Raw genomic sequence first — 20,918 nt, 5'->3', positions numbered from 1 at the left:
CTTCGGCCCGTGACGTCCCGGGTCCTGGTCCGCTGCCGTCGGAGTGCCCGAGGCCGGGCGCCGCTCAGTCCGGCGGGGCGGGCCGCAGGTGGATCCACAGGTCCGGGCCCAGCTGCTGCACGGGTCCGCCGCCGGCGGGGTCGAGCCGCCACCGGGAGGCGTCGGCGAGGGTGCCGATGCCGAGCTCCTCGAAGGCGGGCCGTCCCGCCCCGAGCACGAGGGGCGCCTGGTAGAGGCTGAGCTCGTCGACGAGTCCCGCGCGGAGGAAGGCCGCGGCGACGGTGGCCCCGCCCTCGATCAGCACGTGGCGCACGCCGGCGTCGTAGAGCTCGGCCAGGGCGGAGTGGGGGTCGTGGGTCGTGACGTGCCGGAAGCGCCCGTCGGTCCCGCGGATCGCGGCGTCGGGCGGCACGGGGCGCAGGCCCATGGCCACGCGCAGGGGCTGCCGAGGGACCACGTCCCCGTCGCCGGTGCGGGCGGTGAGCCGGGGGTCGTCGGCCAGGACCGTGCCGCTGCCCACGAGGACGGCGTCGGCCCGGGCGCGCAGGTCGTGCCCGTGCTCGCGGGCCGACGACGACGTGATCCACCGGCTGGTCCCGTCCGCGGCGGCGATCCGGGCGTCGAGGCTCTGGGCGACCTTGAGGGTCACGAACGGGCGCTGGGCGCGCACGGTCTCGCCCCAGCGGTCGTTGAGCCGCTCCGCCTCCTCGGCCAGCAGGCCCGCACGGACCTCGAGGCCCGCGACCCGCAGGGTGGCGGCTCCCCCGGCGGCGGCGGCCGTGCGGTCGGGGGCGCCGTAGACCACCCGGGGCACACCCGCCTCCACGATCGCCTCGGCGCACGGGCCGGTGCGGCCCCAGTGGTTGCACGGCTCGAGGGTCACGTACATGGAGGTGCCGCGCAGGTCGGTGCCGGCGGACCCGGCGCGATCCAGGACGTCGACCTCGGCGTGGACGGTGCCCGCCCCGCGGTGGTGGCCGACGTGCAGGATCCGGCCGCCGGCGTCGACGAGGACGGCTCCGACGAGAGGATTGGCCCCGCGCGGGCCGCGTGCCGCCGCGTGCAGGGCGGTCCGCATGACCGACCGCTCGGCGTCGTCGCCGGTCCGGTGCTGCGGGTCCATCGCGTCGTCCTTTCCCGGGGTGGAACCGGGGCGCAGGACAACGGTGCCGCCGTCGGGACCCGCGGGTCCGGACGGCGCCGTGGCGGTGCCGTCGACGGCACGCCACGAGGGCCGTTGAACGTGTTGCCTTCCATCCAGACTGTGACTGTCGGTACCGGAGTTCCACCGGTTCGGCCGGGCGACCTGTCGGTGCAGGAGCTGCGCTCCCGCACGGACGTGGCCGTCCGGTTCGCGGACTGTGACCGCCGGTTCGGACTTGCACCGACCCCGGAACACGTTGTTCGTGCCCCGATTATGTCACAGGGCGTGCCCGCGGCGGCCCGCCGCCGGACGGCTCAGGCCTGCGCGGCGCGGGCCGCCCCGCGCAGGGCCGTGATCGCGGCCCCGGGGTCCTCCGCGCCGTAGACGGCGGAGCCCGCCACGAACGTGTCGGCCCCCGCCTCCGCGGCCCGCACGATGGTCTCCGCCGTGATCCCGCCGTCCACCTGCAGGGCCACCCGTCCCCCGCCCGCCCGGATCGCCTCGGCGGCCCGCCGGATCTTCGGCAGCGTGACGTCGAGGAAGGCCTGGCCGCCGAAGCCCGGCTCCACCGTCATGACCAGGAGCATGTCCAGCTCCGGCAGCAGGTCGAGGTACGGCTCCACGGGGGTCGCGGGGCGCAGTGCCATCCCGGCCCGAGCCCCGTGGGCGCGCAGCTCGCGGGCCAGCTTGAGCGGGGCGCGGGCGGCCTCGGCGTGGAAGGTGACCGACTCGCAGCCGAGCTCGGCGTAACCGGCGGCCCAGCGGTCCGCGTCCTCGATCATGAGGTGCACGTCCAACGGGAGGGGGCTGACGGCCAGGATCCGTTCCACGAGGGGCATGCCCAGCGTCAGGTTCGGGACGAAGTGGTTGTCCATGACGTCCACGTGCACGGCGTCGGCGGCGGCGATCCGGCCCAGCTCGGACTCGAGGTTGACGAAGTCGGCGGAGAGGATCGAGGGGTGGATGCAGGTTCGGGGCACGGGGACTCCTGGTGGGTGGTCGGTCGGGGCGTCAGCGCTTGCGCAGCAGGGCCAGGAACATGGCGTCCGTGCCGTGGACGTGCGGCCACAGCTGGACGGTCGCGGGGCCGGTGTCCCCCGCCCACGGGCGGGACGGGTCGCGGTCCCCGTCGAGGCCGCCGGACAGGGCCGCGGCCCGGACCGGCTCCAGGGCGTCGACCAGCTCGGCGTCCCGGCGGCCGGCCAGCACGTCCTGGACCACGGTGAGGGTCTCGGCCGCGTGCGGGGAGCAGGTCGCGTAGGCGACCAGGCCGCCGGGGCGGGCGACGTCCAGGGCGGCGTGCAGCAGCTCCCGCTGCAGCGGCCCGAGCTCGGCCAGGTCCCGGGGGCTGCGCCGCCAGCGGGACTCCGGGCGGCGGCGCAGCGCCCCGAGGCCCGTGCACGGGGCGTCGACGAGCACCCGGTCGAAGCCGGCCTGCTCCGCGGGTCGTCCGCCGAGCAGCTCGTCGGCGCTGCGGCCGTCCCCCGTGCGCACCGTCCAGGCGTGCTCCGGGACGGGCCGCAGGGCCCGGCGCACGAGCTCGGCCCGGTGCGGGGCAACCTCGTTGGCCGTCAGGTGGGCCCCCTGCCGGTCGGCGAGCGCAGCGAGCAGGGCCGCCTTCCCGCCCGGGCCGGCGCACAGGTCCAGCCATCGACCGCCCTCCGCCCCGCCGTCGGCGCCCTGTCCGGCGGCCACCAGGGCACGGGCCACGAGCTGGGACCCGGCGTCCTGGACGCGGACCCCGCCCTCGCGCACGGACGCCAGCCGGTGCAGGTCGCCGCCGCTGCTCAGCGCGGAGCCCGGGACGAGGGCCCCCTGCTCCGCGCCCGCGGCGAGCGCCTCGTCGAGGTCGCCGAGACCGGGCAGGGCGACGAGGTTGACCACGGGGGCATCGTTGTCCGCCTCTAGCAGGGCCTCGATCTCGGCGGCGTCCCGGCCGTGGGCGGTGAGCGCCTGGCGCAGGGCCCGGACCACCCACGCCGGGTGGGCGTGGGCCAGGCCGAGGCGGGCGGTCTCGTCGGGGGCGTCGGCGGTGAGCTCCTCCACCCACGCGGGCAGGTCCCGGGCCGCGACCTTGCGCAGCACCGCGTTGACGAGCCCGCCGGGGCCCGCCCCGACGACGGCCCGGACGAGGCCCACCGTCTGGTCGAGGGCCGCGTGGTCGGGCACCCGCATGGCCAGCAGCTGGTGGGTGCCCAGGCGCAGGGCGTCCAGCACCGCGCCGTCGAGCTCGGCCAGGGGGCGGTCGACGCACCGGGCCAGCACGGCGTCCCAGGTGCCCTGCCAGCGCAGCGCTCCGTAGGCCAGCTCCGTGGCGAAGCCCGCGTCCCGCCGGTCCAGGCGGTGGGCCCGGACGAGCTTCGGGAGCACGAGATTGCCGTAGGCGCCCTCCTCGGACACTGCGCGCAGGGTCTCGAACGCCGCCAGGCGGGCCGGATCGGCCCGCCGCGTCCGCCCAGCGGGCGCGGCGGAGGAGAAGGCCCGGTCGGTCTGCGCCCGCCGGTTGCGCTCGTGCCCCCTCGCGTTGCGCCGCGCGCCTCCCGGCCGCCGGTCGCGGTCGCCTCGCCGGTCGCCGCGCTGCCCGTCCTCGCGCTCGCTCACTGGAACACCACCTCGCCCTCCGTGCTGCGGCCCCGCGCCCAGGCGGTGGCCTCCATGGTCTTCTTCCCCGCCGGCTGCACCCGCGTGAGCTGGACCGCGTACGAGCCCGTGCCCACGAGCACGGCGTCCCCGCGCAGGACGCACCGGCCCGGGGCGAGGCCCCGGACGTCGGGCCGGGGCGCCACGCGGTCGAGCTTGAGCCGGCGGTCGTCGAGCAGGGTCCAGGCCCCGGGCTCGGGGGTCGCCCCGCGCACCCGGTGGGCCACGGCCACGGCGGGGTCCGTCCAGCGGACCCGCCCGTCCTCGGCGGTGAGCTTCGGGGCGTGGGTCGCGTCGCCCTGCTGCGGCGCAGGGCGGGCGGAGCCGTCGACCACGGCGCGCAGGGAGTCCGCCAGCAGCGGCGCCGCGGTGCGGGACAGGCGCTCCAGGACCGCCCCGGCGGTGTCGTCGGGACGGACCTCGTCGGTCATGGTGCCCAGGACGGGCCCGGTGTCGAGACCGGCCTCCAGCAGGAAGGTGCTGGCCCCAACCACCGTGTCCCCGGCCATGAGGGCGCGCTGGACGGGGGCGGCGCCGCGCCACTGCGGCAGCAGGGAGAAGTGCAGATTGATCCAGCCGTGCGGCACGGCGTCCAGGGCGGCCTGCGGGACCAGGGCCCCGTAGGCGACGACGGCGGCCACGTCCGCGCCCAGCTCCCGGATCCGCTCGGTCAGCTCCGCGTCCACCCGGTTGGCCTTGAGCACGGGCAGGCCCCGCCTCCCGGCCTCCTCGGCCACGGGCGAGGGGGTGAGCACCTTCTTGCGCCCCACAGGGGCGTCGGTGCGGGTGAGCACGGCCACGATCTCGACGTCGGGCCGCTCGGCCAGGTGGACCAGGGACGGCACGGCGACGGACGGCGTGCCGGCGTAGAGGATCTTCACGGCTCTCCTGACGGGTGGGGAGGGTGGGGGGCTCAGGCGGGGCGGGACGGGCCGGCGCCGAAGGAGGTGCCCACGTGCGCGGCGCGCTGCCCGGCCACACCGCGCACCACGCCGTCGTAGTCGGCGGCGCGGATGGCCCGCATGGCGTCCTTCTTGGGGGCACCGACCAGGCGGTCGACGTAGAGGCGCCCGTCCAGGTGGTCGGTCTCGTGCTGCAGGCAGCGCGCCAGCAGACCGGTGCCCTCGACGGCCACGGGCGCGCCGTGCTGGTCGAGGCCCGTGACCCTGGCCCAGTTCCGGCGCGGGGTGTCGTAGGCCAGGCCCGGGACGGAGAGGCAGCCCTCGCCGCCCTCCTGGGGCTCCTCGCCCAGCTCCAGGACCGGGTTGACCACGTGCCCCTCGCTGCCCTCGACCGCCCAGGTGAACAGCCGCACGCTGACGCCGACCTGGGGCGCGGCGAGTCCGACGCCCCCGACGTCGAGCATCGTCTCGTGCATGTCTGCGACGAGCCGGCGCAGGGCGTCGTCGAAGGCCGTGACCTCCTCCGCGCGGGTGCGCAGGACGGGATCACCGATGGTGCGGATGGGCAGGACGGACATGGAGGGACCTCGCTCTCGACCCGGCAAGTCTACGGGCCACCCGTCCCCCCGCGGGCACGCGGGGCGCTCCGGGCCTACGGCTGCTCGCGCAGCGGCGGCGGCGGCACCGGGCGCAGGGCCGGCCCGGCCGCGGCGAGGGCCGTCTCCTGGGTCCACAGCCGGTGCAGGGCGCAGAACTTGTACCAGTGCTGCTCGAGCACCGCCGGGACCGCCTGCACGGGCACGACCTCCGTCTCGCCGACCGCCACGCCCAGCAGCAGGTCCGCGCTGCCGTAGGCCCACGGCTCCCAGGTGCCGGCCTCCGCGTCCACGAGGGACTCCTCCGCCTTGAGGCCGGCCACGAGCTGGGTCACGACCTTCGGGTCGAGGGACTTCACGCGCCCGTCCCGGTCCGTGCCCTTCGTCTTGTAGTCGATCAGGCACACCTTGCCCGCGATCCGGGCCACCAGGTCGAGGGTCCCCGCGTAGCCCACGGTGGAGTTCCACACCGTGACCTCCACCGCGAGCGGTTCGGGGGCGTAGAGATCCCACCACTCGTCGAAGCGCGAGGCGAAGCGCTCCTCACCGTGCTCGGCCAGGGCGGCGCGGGCGTCCGCCGCCCGGTGAGGCCGGCCGAGGGCCCGCAGGGCGATCTGTTCGGCGTAGGTGTGCACGCGGTCCCCGCGCGCCGCGGCCTCGTCGCGGTGCCGTTCGGCGGCCTTGGCCGCGTCGCGCACCACGGCGCGCAGCTGGGCCGGCGAGCCCAGGGCCGCGCGCAGCCGGTCGTCCCGCACGGCGGCCTGGGCGGCGGAGTAGCCGTACCAGCCGTCCAGGTCCGTGGCGGCCCGGGAGAGGACCGTGGTGATGGAGGGGACGGTCGCCTGGTCCGCGACGGACCTCGCGTACATCCGTCCGTACTCGGTCTGTTCCGCCAGCCTGGGCTGTGTCACGCTGCTCGTCGCCTCTCCCTCGCGTCGCCCCGGGGCCCGGGGCGGTCCCGATGCTCCGGGTCCTGGCCCGCAGGCTACCGACCGCCTCGGACACGGGACGCCGTGGAGCCCGCCGTGCGGTGCCGTCCCCGCGCCCGCCCCGGTGCTGTTCCGGGGTCGTGCCCGGGACCGGGGCGGACCGCGGGCACGACGAAGGCCCCGGCTCGTGGAGCCGGGGCCTTCCAGGTGGTGCGCGATACTGGGATCGAACCAGTGACCTCTTCCGTGTCAGGGAAGCGCGCTACCGCTGCGCCAATCGCGCTCGACCGGCGGTTCCCGAGGGAGACCGTCAAGCGTGGTGGGTGTGCACCGAGGTGGAGACGGGATTCGAACCCGCGTAGACGGCTTTGCAGGCCGCTGCCTAACCACTCGGCCACCCCACCGGGACCTGGTCCTTGCGGACAGGGCCGTCGGTCACGACATCGTTCATGCCGATCACTGCGAGCGGACGACGGGAGTCGAACCCGCGACATCCACCATGGCAAGGTGGTGCTCTACCAGCTGAGCTACGTCCGCATGTCTTGCTTCGGCCGATCTCTCGATCTTCCGAACAGGAACTCTAGCACAACCCGTTCCGGCGGTGTTCGTGCCGGGCCGGGGCGTACCGGGGTAGACGGACCCGGGGTACAGGGCGGCCTCGCAGCCGGTCCTCTCGCCGGAACCCGTCGGTGTTCCTGACAGGTGGAGACTTTACGGGACCCATTTCCGAAACGCCAAATCCCCTCGGCGGCCGGAGCGCGGCGGGGACCGGGGGGCCGTGCCCGCCCCCGAATTGGCCCGCGGCCGGGATGTGGGTTATGGTTTTCGAGCAGTGAGCGCGATTGGCGCAGTGGTAGCGCGCTTCGTTCACACCGAAGAGGTCACTGGTTCGAACCCAGTATCGCGCACGAGTTCTGCCCAGAGGGCCCCGGCTGAGATTCTCAGCCGGGGCCCTCTGTCGTCGCCGTGCGGAGCCGCGACCGCCGCGGATCCGGTCCGGGGCCCCGGCGCTCAGACCGCGGAGACGTCCCCGAGGATGCCCTCGCGGGCGAGGGCCGTGAGGCGGGAGACGGCGCGGAAGTACTTCTTCTGGTAGCCGCCGGCCATCATCTCCGCGGTGAAGACCTCGTCGAAGGGCCGGCCGGAGGCGATGATCGGCAGGTTCTTGTCGTAGAGCCGGTCCGCCAGCACCACGAAGCGCAGGGCCACGGCCTGCTGCTCGATGGTGTGCACGTCGCGCCAGACCACGGCGTCGATCCCCTCGAGCAGCTTGCGGTACCGGGAGGGGTGCACGCCCGCGAGGTGCTCCACGAGGTCGGCGAACCGGTCGGCGGCCACGACACGGCCCGGGAAGTGCTCCTCCACGGCCCGGTCGAGCTCGTCGTCCGCCAGCGGCGCCGGGGCCTGCGGCAGACCCCGGTGCCGGAAGTCCTCGCCGTCGATGCGCTGCACCTCGAACTGGTCGGCCAGCACCTGGATCTCCCGCTGGAAGTCCTGGGCGGCGAAGCGGCCCTCGCCGAGGGAGCCGGGCAGCGTGTTGGACGTCGCCGCGATCCGCACGCCGGAGTCGGCCAGCTCGCGCATCAGCCGGGACATGAGGACCGTGTCCCCGGGGTCGTCGAGCTCGAACTCGTCGATGCACACCAGGTTGTAGGCGCTCAGGGCGTCGACGGCCTTGCGGAACGTCAGGGCTCCCACGAGGTTGGTGTACTCCACGAAGGTGCCGAACGCCTTCGGGCCGGGGACCGCGTGCCACAGCGACGCGAGCAGGTGGGTCTTGCCCACCCCGAAGCCGCCGTCGAGGTAGATCCCCGTCCGCACCTCGTCCTTGCGGGGCCCCCCGCCGAAGAGCTTGGTGAAGAACCCGCCGCCGGAGCCGGTCGAGCGGTTGACGGAGTCCGCGAACTTCCGCAGCTCCCGCACCGCCTCGGCCTGGGACGGCTGCTGCGGGTCGGGGCGGTAGGTGTCGAACGAGACCTCCCCGAAGCGCTCCGAGGGCCGGAACGCCGACAGCAGTTCGTCGGCCGACACCTGGGGGCGCCGCTCGGTGAGGTGTTCGATCTGGATGCTCACGTAGGAGACCTCTCTGTCCGCCGGGCCCGGCGGTTCGCTGGTACGGCGCGCCGAGCGGCGCACGCGCGTGCTCCGCCGATTTTACCGGCTGCCCGTCGCCCGGGGGGCGCCCGCCGCGAAATCCGCCCCGCCGGCGACGCGACGGTGCCTCCGCGACTCCCCCGGCGGGGCGGCCCGCCGCCGGGACCACTACCCTGGAGGGGAAACCGGTCCGCGAGGACCCGTGCCCCTGATCCCCACCCCGGAAGGAGTCCCCATGGGCGTTGCCGTGGAGAACAACGAAGAATTCGCGCAGTACGCGCACCCCGAACGACTCGTGTCCACCCAGTGGGTCGCCGAGCACCTGGACGACCCGGGAGTCGTCGTGGTCGAGTCGGACGAGGACGTCCTGCTCTACGAGACCGGCCACGTGCCCGGCGCCGTGAAGATCGACTGGCACACCGACCTCAACCGCCCCGACACCCGCGACTACGTCGACGCGGCGGAGTTCGCCGAGCTCATGGCGCGCAAGGGCATCTCCCGCGACACCACGATCGTGGTCTACGGGGACAAGTCCAACTGGTGGGCCGCCTACGCGCTGTGGGTGTTCGAGCTGTTCGGCCACCCGGACGTGCGGCTCATGAACGGCGGGCGGGACAAGTGGGCCGCCGAGGGGCGGGAGCTGTCCACGGAGAAGGTCGTGCCCGAGCGCGCCGACTACCCCGTGGTCGAGCGCGACGACGCGCCGATCCGCGCCTACCAGGAGGACGTGCTGGCGCACCTGGGCGAGCAGCCGCTGATCGACGTCCGGTCCCTGCCGGAGTACACGGGCGAGCGCACGCACATGCCCGAGTACCCCCAGGAGGGCACGCTGCGCGGCGGGCACATCCCGACCGCGGCGTCCGTGCCGTGGGCGCGGGCCGCCGCCGAGGACGCCACGTTCCGCTCGCGCGCGGAGCTCGAGGCGATCTACCGCGACGAGGTCGGGCTCTCCGACGACGACGACATCATCGCGTACTGCCGCATCGGCGAGCGCTCCAGCCACACCTGGTTCGTGCTGAAGCACCTGCTGGGCTACGAGAAGGTCCGCAACTACGACGGCTCCTGGACCGAGTGGGGCAACTCCGTGCGCGTGCCGATCGTCCGCGGCGAGGAGCGCGGCGAGGTCCCGGGGTCGGGCCGATGAGCGGGGCGCTGCCCGCCCAGCTCGAGGAGCTCGTCGCGGACTTCACGGCCGTGCCGCAGGAGGACAAGCTCGAGCTGCTGCTCGACTTCTCCCGCTCCCTGCCGGCGCTGCCGGACCGCCTGGGCGAGCACCCGGAGGAGCTCGAGCAGGTCGTCGAGTGCCAGTCCCCGCTGTTCCTGACGGTCGAGTGGGAGGAGGGCGCCGCCCCGGGTCCCGGCGCCCCGGTGCGGCTATTCTTCTCCGCCCCGGCCGAGGCCCCGACCACCCGCGGGTTCGCCTCGATCCTGCACGAGGGCCTCGACGGGCTCCCGGCCCAGCAGGTCCTGGACGTCCCCGACGACCTGCCGGAGCGCTTCGGGCTCACCCAGCTGGTGTCGCCGCTGCGGATGCGCGGGATGTCCGCGATGCTGGCCCGGATCAAGCGGCGCGTCCGCGAGCTCCAGGACGCCTGAGGACCCGGGGCACCCGGATGGCGAAGGCGTCCCGCGGCGCGGGCCCCACCGCCGCCGTCGCGCTCCTGGCGCGCGAGCGGGTGGACTTCACCCTGCACGAGTACGCCCACGACCCGGCGGCGGCGTCCTTCGGCCTGGAGGCCGCCGCCGCGCTCGGGCGCGACCCGGAGCAGGTGTTCAAGACGCTGCTGGTCGTGCACGAGCGGGAGTGGGCGGTCGCGGTGCTGCCCGTCTCCGCGCGGCTGTCCCTGCGGGCGGCCGCGGCCGCCCTGGGCTGGAAGCGGGCGGCCATGGCCGATCCCCGGCTCGCGGAGCGGCGCACCGGCTACGTGGTGGGCGGGATCTCGCCCCTCGGGCAGAAGACGCCCTCCCCCACCCTGCTCGACGACTCCGCGGAGGCGTGGTCCACGGTCCTCGTCTCCGGCGGGCGCCGCGGCCTCGACGTCGAGCTGCCGCCGGCCGAGCTGCTGCGGCTCACGGGGGGGCGCACCGCCGCGCTGCGGTCCTGAGCGGTCCTCAGCGCCGCCGCGCGCGCACGGGCTCGAAGGTCCGGGCGTCCTGGGCCAGCGGGCCCGGCAGCCAGCGCCGCACGGCGTCCTCCCACCGCTGCGGGTCCACGTTCCACTCCTTGGTGTGCCGGGCACGGGCGAAGGGGACGAACTCCACGAGCCGGTTCAGCTCTGCGAGCCGGCGGGAGCTGGCGGCCGGGACGAACTCGTCGTCCACGGAGTGCAGCACCAGCGTGGGCGTGCGCAGGTGCTCGGACCGGGAGAGCCAGTCGAGGGCCTGGAGGTCCACCGGCGCGGCGAGACCGGTCAGCATCCGCCCGGCCGGGTGGGAGATCAGGTTCGTGGCCAGCCGGCCGATCCCCGAGGGGATGCGGCGGGTGCGGGAGTGGTGGGCGATCAGCTCGAACCAGTCGACCACCGGGCCGGTGAGCACGAGGGCCGCGATGTCGTCCCGGTAGAAGGACAGGTCCGCGGTCTGCAGCGAGATCGCCCCGCCCATCGACCAGCCGAAGAGCACGATCTGGGTGGCGCCCCGGGACTTCGCGTAGCTGATCGCCGTCTGCACGTCCTTCCACTCCGTGAAGCCCAGCCCGTACCGGAAGTCGTGCGTGGGCGGCGCCTCCCGGTCGTTGCGGTAGGAGATCAGCAGGGAGGTCAGCCCGAGCTCCCGCGCCACCGGCACGGCACGGACGGTCTCCATCCGGTTGGCGCCGCGGCCGTGCACCATGATCGCCCACGGCCCCGGGAGCTCCCGGGGCCGCTCGCCCTCCGGGGTCGGGCCGCCGTCGGCGGGGACCACCCAGCAGGGCGCAGGCCCGACCTCGATCGGGATCTCCACCTCCTCGAACGGCAGTCCCGCCGCCCCGGGGTCCGGGTAGACCGTCCCGGACCAGAAGCCGCGGGTCGCCCGGAGGAGGTCCCCCGAGTAGACCTCCTCGACCACCCGGGTCACGGTGCCCTCCTGGGGGGAGTAGGAGCGGATGGCGCCGATCCGGGCGTGACCGCGCCCCGCGTCGAAGCGCAGGCTGTAGGTCCCCGCGACGGTCGTGTCCACCGTGGCCGGGAGCCGCACGAGCGTCGTCGCGGACGGGTCGCCGTCCTCGCCGGTGCGGGTGACACCGAGGATCTGCAGGTCCTCGGAGCGGTACTTCGGCGGGACCACCACCTGCCGCGCGAAGTAGGCGGCCGCCGCGCTCGAGAGCCCGAAGGACAGGGACGCCGCCCCCACGGTGACGGCCGCGCCCACCACGGCGCCGCGCGCCCACTGCGTCGCGGACTGGGGCTCGGGGGCTGCGGGGACCGGCAGGGGTCGACGAGGCATACCCCCCAGTCTTCCACGCAGCACGGGCATAACCGGGAGGGACGCGTCGTTGTGCTGGCCGGGCGGTCCGTGCCCGTCCGGCGCCGAGCCGCCCCGCGCGGACCGCCGGGCGGGCCCCGCACGGGGCCCGCTCCCCGGAGCACCGACCACATCCCGGAGGACGACACCATGAGCGAGACCACCAGGCACGGCGACCGCCCCGACGCCACCGGACGGACCGAGGAGGACTGGCGATCGATCCTGTCCCCGGAGGAGTACCACGTGCTCCGCGAGGCCGGCACGGAGCGGCCCTTCACCGGCGAGTACTGGGACACGAAGGCCGAGGGCGTCTACGAGTGCCGCGCGTGCGGCGCGGAGCTGTTCCGCTCCGACACCAAGTTCGACGCGCACTGCGGCTGGCCCTCCTTCTACGCCCCGCTGGCCGAGGACCGGGTCCGCTACATCAAGGACACCGCCCTGGGCATGGAGCGGGTGGAGGTCCGGTGCGCCGCCTGCGACTCGCACATGGGCCACGTCTTCGGCGGGGAGGGCTTCCCCACCCCCACGGACCTCCGGTACTGCATCAACTCCGTCTCCGTCCGCCTCGTGCCCGCCACCTCCTGAGCGGTCCCGCCCGGGCGGGACCGGGTGACCCGGACCACGCCGATCGAGCCCGCGCGGCGTGGCACGGCCGTCCCGGGCGCCCCGACCGCCTACCCTTCCAGTGTGAGCGCGGTGAACGGCCTGTCCGAGGTGTACCAGGACTTCCAGGACGCCCTCGAGCAGCTGCGCCGCTCCGGCCACCGGGAGGGCGTGGAGCTCACGGCGATCCCCGCCCCCACGCACCTCGCCCCGTTCGCCGCCGCGGTGCGCGCCGAGGTGCGGCGACCGCCCGTCCCGTCCCGCGCCCCGGCTCTCGCGGCAGGTCCGGGAGCGGTGCCGGCGAGCGGTGGGGCCGCAGTCCCGGACCGGGTGACCGGCGCCCCGGACGACGAGTTGGCCACGGGGCGCTTCGTGCTCCTGCACGATCCGTCCGAACCGGCCGCGTGGGGCGGACCGTTCCGCATCGTCACCTGGGCGCGGGCGGCCGCGAGCCGTGAGATCGGCTGCGACGACACGGCGGGTGCGATCACCTGGACCTGGCTCCTCGAGGCCCTGCAACGCCACCGGGCCGGATATTCTCGGGAGGGCGGCACCGCGTCCCGGGTCCTCGCCGAGGGCTTCGGCCTGCTCGGCGACCAGGAGGAGGGGGCCGACGTCGAGCTGCGGGCCTCTTGGACGCCCGACGGCTCCGACGTGGCTCCGCACCTCGCGGCCTGGGCCGACACGGTCTGCACCTTCGCGGGCCTGCCGCCGTACCCGCGGGGCGTGACCGTGCTGCACCCGCGCCGCTGACCACCGAACCGACCGCGCCCCCGCCGGGGCCGACACAGAATCGAAGACGCTCCTTGACCAGCCCAGCCGACCGCCGCTCCGCGCCCGACGAGCCCTCGACCCCCGTGGTCGCCGGGTTCGAGGACTTCGAGATCCCCGACAGTGTCCACCTCGCGGCGCCGTTCGACGGGATCCCTCCCGTCATCGACACCGTGGCGGGGCTGGAGCGGGCCGCCGCCGTCGTCGCCGGCGGCTCCGGCCCGGCGGCCATCGACACCGAGCGGGCGTCCGGCTTCCGCTACGGCCAGCGCGCCTTCCTCGTGCAGCTGCGGCGCGAGGGCGTGGGCACCGTGCTGATCGACCCGGAGGCCACCGGCTCGCTGGCCGTGCTGGGCGAGGCGCTCTCCGGCGTCGAGTGGGTGCTCCACGCGGCCACCCAGGACCTGCCCTCCCTGCGCGCGCTCGGCATGGAGCCGGACCGGCTCTTCGACACCGAGCTGGGCGGGCGCATCGCGGGGCTCCGGCGAGTGGGTCTGGCCGCGGAGACGGAGGAGCTGCTGGGCTACACGCTGGCGAAGGAGCACTCCGCCGTGGACTGGTCGAAGCGGCCCCTGCCGAAGGACTGGCTGAACTACGCCGCGCTCGACGTGGAGATGCTCATCCAGCTGCGCTGGGCCATGGAGGAGCTGCTGCGGGAGAAGGGCAAGCTCGAGTGGGCGCTGGAGGAGTTCGAGGCCGTGCGCACGGCCGAGCCGGCTCCCCCGCGCCAGGACCCGTGGCGCCGGACGTCGGGGATCAACAAGGTGAAGGGCCGGCGCCAGCTCACCGCGCTGCGCGGCCTGTGGGAGGAGCGGGAGCGGCTCGCCCAGCACAAGGACGTCGCCCCCGGGCGGCTGCTGCCGGACGCCGCCCTGGTCGCGGCGGCGACCGCCATGCCGCGCACCGTGCCGCAGCTCCTCGCCACCCCCGGCTTCCACGGCCGGCTCGCGGCGCGCGAGGCGCCCCGATGGCTGCGTGCGGTCGCCGAGGCCCGCACGGCGACGGAGCTGGTCCCCTTCACGGTGAAGTCCGACGCCCTGCCGCCCGTGAAGGCGTGGGAGGTCAAGCGCCCCGAGGCCGCCGCGCGGCTGCGGGCCCTGAAGCCGCTCGTGGCCGAGCTCGCCGAGGCGCACGAGCTGCCCACCGAGAACCTGCTCACCCCCGAGCACCTGCGGCGCTTCTGCTGGCAGCCGCCCAAGAGCACCACGGACCAGGCGGTGGCGGACCGTCTGCGGGACCTCGGGGCGCGCCGCTGGCAGGTCGAGCTGACGGCACCGGTCCTCGGCCCGGCGTGGCGGGAGCTCCGGGCCCGCAAGCGCGTGGCGCGCCAGATGGAGCACGCCCAGCCGCCGGCCGGGGACGAGGACGCGCCCGCCGCCTGAGCCCTTCCCCGGGGACGCGGACGGGCCCCGGCCGTCGGCCGGGGCCCGTCGCCCTGTGCGGGCCGGGATCGGTGCACCCGTGCACTCAAGGACCCGCGTCCCGGGGGAACGGGGTTGCGGGCGGGTGCCGCCGGTCAGTGCTGCGTGTCGCCGGGGGCCGGGTGCGGCTCGGCCGGGTCCAGGGGGCTCTCCGGGGTGACCGGCTTCGCGTCCTGCAGATCGGCGTAGCCGGTGGTCGAGGTCCCGCTGGACGCGGCCCCGCCCGAGGAGCTCGCGCCGGCCGAGGAGCCGGAGACCTTCTCCTTGACGGACGAGGAGGCGCCGGAGGCCTTGGTGCCCACGGTGTCGGCCGCCTTCTTGGCGCTGTCGGCCAGCTTCCCGCCGACCACCGGCACCTCGGACTTCACCCAGTCGGTGCCCTCGGATACCTTCTCCTGCACCTTGGGGTCGTGCCAGGTCTTCACGGCGTTCTGCTTCAGGGCCTCGTAGCTCTTGCGGCCCGACGCCGAGCCGACCACGAAGCCGACGCCGAATCCGGTGACGAAGATGAGTCGCTTGATCATGGTGCTGTCCTTCCGTCCGTCCCGGCGCGGCGGCCGGGCCCGGGGCCGAGCCGGTCGTGCACGGCTCGTCCCGCTGACTGATGTCTTCATCATCCTACTGATGAACCGGCGCGGCGGACACCGGCGCGGTGCGGCTCCGCTCACAGCGATCATCCCGCGGGGACGGCTGCAGGGCCCGGGCGGGCGCCCGGCAGCGCGGCACCTAGACTGGCGGCGGACACCGCATGCCGCCGTCGAGAGGACCCCGATGCCCGATCTTCCGATTACCCCGCCCACCCCGTCCCGGCGCACCGTCCTCGGCCTGGCCGGGGTCGGCTCGACCGCCATGCTCACCGCGTGCGCCGCGGCCGACGCGCCGGCGACCGGTGGGACCGGCAGCTCCTCTCCCGCGGAGCCCGGCCCCGTGGATGCCGGCCCCGTCGAGGACCTGCCGGTGGGCTCGGCCGTGAAGTTCGACCGGGACGGCGTGCAGGCCGTCGTGAGCCGCCCGGACCCGGACACGGTCGTCGCGTTCTCCCCCGTGTGTCCGCACCAGGGGTGCATGGTGACCCCGCGGGAGCAGCTCTACGTCTGCCCGTGCCACTCCTCGCAGTTCGACCTCGCGACGGGCGAGGTCATGGCAGGGCCCGCCGAGACCGGCCTGGAGCCCTACCCCGCGAGCGTGGCGGACGGACGGATCCTGCTCGGCTGAGCCGGCTCAGCCCCGGTGCGACCGCGGCAGCGACGCCCCGCGGGCGTCCTCGGCCGTGTCGGGCACGGCCTCCTGGCCGGAGGCGGTGCCCCCGTCCGGCACCGGGCGCGCGTAGGGCACCCGGGTCCCGAGCACGGACGCCAGCGTGTCCTGGGCGACGCGCTGGGCAGTGAGCCCCACCCGCGCGAGGACCTGGGAGCGGGAGCCGTGCAGGAGGAACTCCGTGGGCAGGCCCACCTCGTTGAGGGCCGTGTCGACCCCCGCCGCCCGCATCTCCTGGCGGATCCGGGAGCCGATCCCGCCGGCGCGCACGCCGTCCTCGACGACCACCACGATCCGGTGCTGGGCGGCGAGCTCGATGACCGAGGCCGGCACGGGCAGCACCCAGCGGGGGTCGACCACGGTGGAGGAGACGCCGTGGGCCTCGAGCCGGTCGGCCACGTCCAGCGCCAGCCCGCTCATGGCGCCGACGGACACGAGCAGGACGTCCCGGCGGGCGCCCTCCGTCCCGCTCTCCCCGCCGCGGCGCACGAGCACGTCCACGCCGTCCGGCAGCCGTTCGACGGCCGGGACGGGGGCGCCCACGGCGCCCTTGGGGTACCGGACGACGGTGGGGGCGTCGTCGACGGCCACCGCCTCGCGCAGCTCCTCGATCAGGGTCGGCTCGTCGCGCGGGGCGGCGAGGTGGAGCCCGGGCACGATCTGGAGCAGGGCCAGGTCCCACATGCCGTGGTGGCTGGGGCCGTCCGGGCCGGTCACGCCGGCCCGGTCGAGGACCACCGTGACACCGGCCCGGTGCAGCGCCACGTCCATGAGGAGCTGGTCGAAGCCGCGGTTGAGGAACGTCGCGTAGAGGGCCACCACGGGGTGGAGCCCGCCGTAGGCCATGCCGGCGGCCATGGTGATGGCGTGCTGCTCGGCGATGCCCACGTCCACGACCCGGTCGGGGTGGGCGGCCTGCATCTTCTGCAGCCCCACGGGGATGAGCATGGCGCCGGTGATGCCGACGACGTCCTCGCGCTCGTCGGCGATCCGGGCGATCTCGTCGCGGAACACCGCCGTCCAGCTGCGCTCGGAGCTCGTGGCCGTGGAGCGGCCGGTGACGGGGTCGATGACGCCCACGGCGTGGAACTGGTCGTCCACGTTCGCGGTCGCGGGCCCGTAGCCGTGGCCCTTCTCGGTGATCGCGTGCACGATGACCGGCCCGCCGTAGTTCTTGGCGTTGCTCAGGGCCTGCTCGACGGCCTCGAGGTCGTGGCCGTCGACGGGGCCGACGTACTTCATGCCGAGGTCCTCGAAGATGCCCTGGGGCACCACGACGTCCTTGATGCCCTGCTTCATCCCGTGCAGGCCCCGGTAGAACATCTCCCCCACCGGGCCGGAATGCTTCAGCAGGTCCTTGACGGTCTCGAGGGTCTGCTCGTAGCGGCGGTCGGTGCGCACGGCGTCCACGCCCTGCTGCACGCTGGCCTGGAGCTCCGCGAGGTGGTTGGCGAAGCCGCCCACGGTCGGAGCGTAGGAGCGGCCGTTGTCGTTGACCACGATGACGACCTTGCGGTCGCGGTCGGAGGCGATGTTGTTGACGGCCTCCCAGGCCATGCCGCCGGTCAGCGCCCCGTCCCCCACCAGCACGACCGTGTGCCGGTCGTGCTGGCCGGTCATGGCGTAGCCGCGCGAGATGCCGTCGGCCCAGGACAGGGACGACGACGCGTGCGAGGACTCGACGATGTCGTGCTCGGACTCCCGGCGGTCCGGGTAGCCCGCGAGACCGCCCTCCTGGCGCAGGGTCTCGAAGTTCTTGCGGCCGGTGAGCAGCTTGTGCACGTAGGACTGGTGCCCGGTGTCGAAGACGACGGAGTCCCGGGGCGAGTCGAAGACCCGGTGCACCCCGAGGGTCAGCTCGACGACCCCCAGGTTGGGCCCCAGGTGACCGCCCGTGGCGGAGACGTGAGTGACGAGGAACTCGCGGATCTCCTCCGCCAGCCGGCCCAGCTCCGCTCGGCTCAGCCCCGCGAGGTCCTCGGGCCCGGACACCCGCTCCAGCACGCTCATGGTTTCTCCCGCAGTCCTCGGCGTCGTGGTCGCTCGCGCCGCTGGCCCCCGGAGGCCCGGGGCGGCGCGCTTCCCCGATCCTACTCGTTCGCCCCGACAGGCCCGTCAGCACGCAGGGGCCCGGTCCGTTCCCGGACCGGGCCCCTGCGTGCTGCGAACGCCCTGGGATCAGGACTTCGCGATGTTCCGGAGCACGTACTGGAGGATGCCGCCGTTGCGGTAGTAGTCCGCCTCGCCCGGCGTGTCGATGCGCAGGACCGCGTCGAACTCGACGGTGGAGCCGTCCTCCTTCGTGGCGGTGACCTTGAGCGTCTTCGGGGTGGTGCCCTCGTTGAGCCCGGTCACGCCCTGGATGTCGAAGGTCTCCGTGCCGTCCAGGCCGAGGGAGTCCGCGGACTCACCGGCCGGGAACTGCAGCGGGAGCACGCCCATGCCGATGAGGTTCGAGCGGTGGATGCGCTCGTAGCTCTCGGCGACGACGGCCTTGACGCCCAGCAGGGAGGTGCCCTTCGCGGCCCAGTCGCGCGAGGACCCGGAGCCGTACTCCTTGCCGCCCAGCACGACCAGCGGGACGCCGGCCTGCTGGTAGTTGATCGAGGCGTCGTAGACGGCGGCCTGCGGGCCGCCCTCCTGCGTGAAGTCGCGGGTGTAGCCGCCCTCCACGCCGTCCAGGAGCTGGTTCTTGATCCGGATGTTGGCGAAGGTGCCCCGGATCATGACCTCGTGGTTGCCGCGGCGCGAGCCGTAGGAGTTGAAGTCCTTGCGCTGGACCCCGTTCTCGATGAGGTACTTGCCGGCCGGGGTGTCGGACTTGAACGAGCCCGCCGGGGAGATGTGGTCGGTCGTGACCGAGTCGCCCAGCTTCAGCAGCACGCGGGCACCCGTGATGTCCTCGACCGGGGTCGTCTCCATCGTCATGCCCTCGAAGTACGGGGGCTTGCGGACGTAGGTGGACTCGGGGTCCCACTCGAACGTCTTGCCGGTGGGGGTGTCCAGGTTCTGCCAGCGCTCGTCGCCGTCGAAGATGGTGCCGTACTGGTAGGTGAACATCTCGGTGTCGATGGACGCGTCGATGATCTTCTGCACCTCGGCCGGGTCCGGCCAGATGTCCTTGAGGTACACCTCGTTGCCGTCGGCGTCCTGGCCCAGGGACTCGTTCTCGAAGTCGAAGTCCATGTTGCCGGCCAGGGCGTAGGCGATGACCAGTGGCGGGGACGCCAGGTAGTTCATCTTCACGTCCGGGTTGATCCGGCCCTCGAAGTTGCGGTTGCCCGAGAGCACCGAGGTCACGGCCAGGTCGTTGTCCTGGATGGCCTGGGAGATCTCGTCCTCGAGGGGACCGGAGTTGCCGATGCAGGTGGTGCAGCCGTAGCCCACGACGAAGAAGCCGAGCTCCTCCAGTGCCGGGACCAGACCGGACTTCTCGTAGTAGTCGGTGACGACCTTCGAGCCCGGCGCGATCGAGGTCTTGACCCACGGCTTGGCCTTGAGCCCCTTCTCGACCGCGTTGCGCGCCAGCACCGCCGCGGCCATCATGACGGACGGGTTCGAGGTGTTGGTGCACGACGTGATCGACGCGATCGAGACCGCGCCGTGGTCGAGCTCGAACTCGCGGCCGTCGGGCATGGTCACGGGGACCAGCTTCGACGGCCGGTCGGACTCCACGTAGGCGTGGTGCTCGCGCGGCTCCTCGTTCTTGGTGTGGCTGTGCTCCGGCATGTAGGCCGGCGCGTCGGAGGCCGGGAAGGACTGGGCAGACTGGTCGTCCGGGGTGTTGCCGGAGGCGTTGTCGTCCACGCTCGTGGCGTAGTTCTGCAGGTCCTCGTGGAACTGGGCCTTCGCCTCGGTGAGCGCGATCCGGTCCTGCGGCCGCTTCGGCCCGGAGATCGAGGGGACCACGGTGGAGAGGTCCAGCTCGAGGTACTCCGAGAAGGCGATCTCCTCGGACGGGTCGTGCCACATGCCCTGTTCCTTGACGTACGCCTCGACGAGGTCGATCTGCTCGTCGGAGCGTCCGGTCAGGCGCAGGTACTCGAGGGTGACGTCGTCGATCGGGAAGATCGCGGCGGTGGAGCCGAACTCGGGGCTCATGTTGCCGATGGTGGCGCGGTTGGCCAGGGGCACCGCTCCGACGCCCTCGCCGTAGAACTCGACGAACTTGCCGACCACGCCGTGCTTGCGCAGCATCTCGGTGATGGTCAGCACCACGTCGGTGGCGGTGGCGCCGGCCGGGATCTGGCCGGTCAGCTTGAAGCCCACGACCCGCGGGATGAGCATGGAGATGGGCTGGCCGAGCATCGCGGCCTCGGCCTCGATGCCGCCCACGCCCCAGCCGAGCACGCCGAGGCCGTTCTCCATGGTGGTGTGCGAGTCGGTGCCCACGCAGGTGTCCGGGTAGGCGCGCAGCACGCCGTCGACCTCGCGGGTCATCACGACGCGGGCCAGGTTCTCGATGTTGACCTGGTGGACGATGCCCATGCCCGGGGGGACGACCTTGAAGTCGTCGAACGCGGTCTGGCCCCAGCGCAGGAACTGGTAGCGCTCCCCGTTGCGCTGGTACTCGATGTCCATGTTGATCCCGATCGAGTCCGAGGTGCCGAAGGAGTCGATCTGCACGGAGTGGTCGATCACGAGCTCAGCCGGGGCGAGCGGGTTCACGCGGGTGGGGTCGCCGCCGAGGTCCGCGATGGCCTCGCGCATGGTGGCGAGGTCCACGATGCAGGGCACGCCCGTGAAGTCCTGCATGATCACGCGACCCGGGGTGAACTGGATCTCGATGCTGGGCTCCGCCGTGGGGTCCCAGTTGGCCAGGGCCTCGATGTGCTCGGAGGTGATGTTGGCGCCGTCCTCGGTGCGCAACAGGTTCTCGAGCAGAACCTTCAGGCTGTACGGGAGCTTCTGCGCACCCTCCAGCGTGTTCAGTCGGAAAATCTCGTACTCGGTGCCTTTGACGTCGAGAACGCCCTTGGCCCCGAAGCTGTCCACCGTGCTCATATGCGTGGAACTCCTCTCGCCACCGTCTTGGAAACGCCCGCAGGAGGACACCGGCGGAGCGCCGGTGGTTCTCCCGTGAACAATCACCTGTCAGTGTAGCCCGTGTGAGACCG

18 protein-coding genes, 4 tRNA genes and 1 riboswitch are annotated in these 20,918 nt (G+C 73.9%); of the genes, 8 read left to right on the top strand and 14 right to left on the bottom strand.

Annotation, left to right across the window (positions count from 1 at the left end; genetic code table 11):
* Window positions 1-64: 64 nt before the first annotated feature.
* The 9 genes from ribD to ACFYE3_RS14310 all read right to left on the bottom strand — a co-directional run bounded on the left by ribD (window position 65) and on the right by ACFYE3_RS14310 (window position 6,748).
* Complete coding sequence (gene ribD, locus ACFYE3_RS14350; protein ID WP_387610222.1) at window positions 65-1,123, bottom strand: bifunctional diaminohydroxyphosphoribosylaminopyrimidine deaminase/5-amino-6-(5-phosphoribosylamino)uracil reductase RibD; 1,059 nt, start codon at window positions 1,121-1,123, stop codon at window positions 65-67.
* Window positions 1,124-1,239: 116 nt separating this feature from the next.
* A riboswitch (FMN riboswitch) is annotated at window positions 1,240-1,403 on the bottom strand.
* A gap of 55 nt (window positions 1,404-1,458) precedes the next feature.
* The gene (gene rpe, locus ACFYE3_RS14345) at window positions 1,459-2,124 is read right to left on the bottom strand and encodes a ribulose-phosphate 3-epimerase (protein ID WP_368831747.1); all 666 of its coding nucleotides are present in this window, start codon (window positions 2,122-2,124) and stop codon (window positions 1,459-1,461) included.
* Window positions 2,125-2,155: 31 nt separating this feature from the next.
* The gene (locus ACFYE3_RS14340) at window positions 2,156-3,745 is read right to left on the bottom strand and encodes an RsmB/NOP family class I SAM-dependent RNA methyltransferase (protein WP_387610220.1); all 1,590 of its coding nucleotides are present in this window, start codon (window positions 3,743-3,745) and stop codon (window positions 2,156-2,158) included.
* Complete coding sequence (gene fmt / locus ACFYE3_RS14335; protein WP_387610219.1) at window positions 3,742-4,665, bottom strand: methionyl-tRNA formyltransferase; 924 nt, start codon at window positions 4,663-4,665, stop codon at window positions 3,742-3,744. The genes ACFYE3_RS14340 and fmt overlap by 4 nt, the downstream gene beginning before the upstream one ends.
* A gap of 32 nt (window positions 4,666-4,697) precedes the next feature.
* Window positions 4,698-5,264, bottom strand: a complete 567-nt coding sequence (gene def / locus ACFYE3_RS14330) for a peptide deformylase (RefSeq protein ID WP_387610218.1) — start codon at window positions 5,262-5,264, stop codon at window positions 4,698-4,700.
* A gap of 74 nt (window positions 5,265-5,338) precedes the next feature.
* The gene (locus ACFYE3_RS14325; RefSeq protein WP_387610216.1) at window positions 5,339-6,193 is read right to left on the bottom strand and encodes a cytochrome; all 855 of its coding nucleotides are present in this window, start codon (window positions 6,191-6,193) and stop codon (window positions 5,339-5,341) included.
* A 226-nt stretch (window positions 6,194-6,419) separates the two neighbouring features.
* Window positions 6,420-6,494: transfer RNA gene (locus ACFYE3_RS14320), tRNA-Val, on the bottom strand.
* 50 nt (window positions 6,495-6,544) lie between these two features.
* Window positions 6,545-6,615 (bottom strand) — tRNA-Cys (locus tag ACFYE3_RS14315).
* Window positions 6,616-6,675: 60 nt separating this feature from the next.
* Window positions 6,676-6,748, bottom strand: a tRNA-Gly gene (locus tag ACFYE3_RS14310).
* Between the two features lie 299 nt (window positions 6,749-7,047).
* On the opposite strand from ACFYE3_RS14310, the gene ACFYE3_RS14305 reads away from it, so the two are divergent.
* A tRNA-Val gene (locus ACFYE3_RS14305) sits at window positions 7,048-7,119 on the top strand.
* 103 nt (window positions 7,120-7,222) lie between these two features.
* On the opposite strand, the gene zapE is transcribed toward ACFYE3_RS14305, so the two are convergent.
* Window positions 7,223-8,284, bottom strand: coding sequence for a cell division protein ZapE (zapE, locus tag ACFYE3_RS14300; RefSeq protein ID WP_387610214.1), 1,062 nt, complete (start codon window positions 8,282-8,284; stop codon window positions 7,223-7,225).
* Between the two features lie 256 nt (window positions 8,285-8,540).
* Here zapE and ACFYE3_RS14295 point away from each other — a divergent pair, with 256 nt between their 5' ends.
* Genes ACFYE3_RS14295 through ybaK form a run of 3 tightly spaced genes read left to right on the top strand, consistent with a single transcriptional unit; the run spans window position 8,541 to window position 10,410 of the window.
* Window positions 8,541-9,449: a sulfurtransferase gene (locus tag ACFYE3_RS14295; RefSeq protein ID WP_387610212.1), complete on the top strand. Its 909-nt coding sequence runs from the start codon at window positions 8,541-8,543 to the stop codon at window positions 9,447-9,449.
* A complete protein-coding gene (locus tag ACFYE3_RS14290) occupies window positions 9,446-9,901 on the top strand; it encodes a SufE family protein (RefSeq protein WP_387610210.1) in 456 nt (151 codons plus the stop codon). The genes ACFYE3_RS14295 and ACFYE3_RS14290 overlap by 4 nt, the downstream gene beginning before the upstream one ends.
* Window positions 9,902-9,918: 17 nt before the next feature.
* Window positions 9,919-10,410 (top strand): Cys-tRNA(Pro) deacylase, encoded by a 492-nt coding sequence (gene ybaK, locus ACFYE3_RS14285; RefSeq protein ID WP_387610209.1) that lies wholly within the window; start codon window positions 9,919-9,921, stop codon window positions 10,408-10,410.
* A gap of 7 nt (window positions 10,411-10,417) precedes the next feature.
* On the opposite strand, the gene ACFYE3_RS14280 is transcribed toward ybaK, so the two are convergent.
* Window positions 10,418-11,731 carry an alpha/beta hydrolase family protein gene (locus ACFYE3_RS14280; RefSeq protein WP_387610207.1) on the bottom strand — a complete coding sequence of 438 codons (1,314 nt, stop codon included), beginning with the start codon at window positions 11,729-11,731 and terminating at the stop codon, window positions 10,418-10,420.
* Between the two features lie 168 nt (window positions 11,732-11,899).
* Here ACFYE3_RS14280 and msrB point away from each other — a divergent pair, with 168 nt between their 5' ends.
* The 3 genes from msrB to ACFYE3_RS14265 all read left to right on the top strand — a co-directional run bounded on the left by msrB (window position 11,900) and on the right by ACFYE3_RS14265 (window position 14,505).
* Window positions 11,900-12,334, top strand: coding sequence for a peptide-methionine (R)-S-oxide reductase MsrB (gene msrB, locus ACFYE3_RS14275; RefSeq protein ID WP_368831738.1), 435 nt, complete (start codon window positions 11,900-11,902; stop codon window positions 12,332-12,334).
* 102 nt (window positions 12,335-12,436) lie between these two features.
* The gene (locus ACFYE3_RS14270; protein ID WP_387610205.1) at window positions 12,437-13,105 is read left to right on the top strand and encodes a DUF3000 family protein; all 669 of its coding nucleotides are present in this window, start codon (window positions 12,437-12,439) and stop codon (window positions 13,103-13,105) included.
* Window positions 13,106-13,158: 53 nt separating this feature from the next.
* Window positions 13,159-14,505: an HRDC domain-containing protein gene (locus ACFYE3_RS14265; protein ID WP_387610204.1), complete on the top strand. Its 1,347-nt coding sequence runs from the start codon at window positions 13,159-13,161 to the stop codon at window positions 14,503-14,505.
* Window positions 14,506-14,639: 134 nt separating this feature from the next.
* Here ACFYE3_RS14265 and ACFYE3_RS14260 read toward each other — a convergent pair whose 3' ends face one another.
* Window positions 14,640-15,068 carry a hypothetical protein gene (locus ACFYE3_RS14260; RefSeq protein WP_387610202.1) on the bottom strand — a complete coding sequence of 143 codons (429 nt, stop codon included), beginning with the start codon at window positions 15,066-15,068 and terminating at the stop codon, window positions 14,640-14,642.
* A 247-nt stretch (window positions 15,069-15,315) separates the two neighbouring features.
* On the opposite strand from ACFYE3_RS14260, the gene ACFYE3_RS14255 reads away from it, so the two are divergent.
* Entirely contained in the window at window positions 15,316-15,759 is a 444-nt protein-coding gene (locus ACFYE3_RS14255; RefSeq protein ID WP_387610200.1) for a Rieske (2Fe-2S) protein, read from the top strand.
* A 6-nt stretch (window positions 15,760-15,765) separates the two neighbouring features.
* Here ACFYE3_RS14255 and dxs read toward each other — a convergent pair whose 3' ends face one another.
* On the bottom strand, window positions 15,766-17,811 hold the full coding sequence (gene dxs, locus ACFYE3_RS14250) for a 1-deoxy-D-xylulose-5-phosphate synthase (protein ID WP_387610199.1): 2,046 nt from the start codon (window positions 17,809-17,811) through the stop codon (window positions 15,766-15,768).
* Window positions 17,812-17,979: 168 nt separating this feature from the next.
* Window positions 17,980-20,805: an aconitate hydratase gene (locus ACFYE3_RS14245; protein ID WP_387610197.1), complete on the bottom strand. Its 2,826-nt coding sequence runs from the start codon at window positions 20,803-20,805 to the stop codon at window positions 17,980-17,982.
* Between the last annotated feature and the right edge of the window lie 113 nt (window positions 20,806-20,918).

Source organism: Kocuria arenosa (genome assembly GCF_042879215.1).
In the GTDB taxonomy this organism is placed as follows: domain Bacteria; phylum Actinomycetota; class Actinomycetes; order Actinomycetales; family Micrococcaceae; genus Kocuria; species Kocuria arenosa.
This window is presented reverse-complemented; position numbering and strand designations above follow the sequence as displayed.